This window comes from Microbacterium sp. P5_E9, from assembly GCF_054049175.1.
The window spans coordinates 1-546 of the sequence record NZ_JBFUMV010000130.1 but is presented as its reverse complement, the minus strand read 5'-3'; the positions used below and the strand labels follow the sequence as shown (position 1 = coordinate 546).

The window sequence follows — 546 nt, the reverse complement described above, 5'->3', positions numbered from 1 at the left end:
GCCGGGGATCCGGACGGATCGGCGTCGCTCGATGCTCTGGCGATGCTGGTTATCGGCGGCGTGGATCGAAGTGCTGAGAAAATCATCGATCAGGAATGGGCACGAAAAATCATCGAACTGACCCGGGCAAACGTGCCGGGCGGAGTATGGGTACTTGCCGTTGACAGTCTGACTGGGCCACGCCAGTACGGTCCGCCTTCGCCACAGGACCGCCGCCGATGGCATGCGGCGACGGTAGTGCGCCATACGGCGAGGACTGTTCAAAACGCACTGGAGGTTGACCCGAAAGAAATGCGCCATATCGGGGACGTTTGCCAGCGTGCGGCAGAATGCCTGCCCACGCCGGTGCTCCGTCAAACTGCGGCAACCATTGTTCGACCCGACTTGCGAGGGCCGGACCGCGCCAGGGCTTTGGCGGCGTTGGCCGCTGAGCTTGGAGTCACGGAGCGCTATGTGGCCGTGCAGATTGGATTCGCCCGGCGGCTGTATCAMACGTCATGGCGGATTCTCCAGGGTGGAAGGCGACCTGCCCGCTAAGTCATGTCC

At 62.8% G+C, this 546-nt stretch carries 1 protein-coding gene; it reads left to right on the top strand.

Annotated elements, in window-relative coordinates; genetic code table 11:
* On the top strand, positions 1–537 hold a 537-nt coding region (locus ACXJ3V_RS20610), incomplete at its 5' end, for a hypothetical protein (RefSeq protein WP_457102219.1).
* Positions 538–546: the final 9 nt, after the last annotated feature.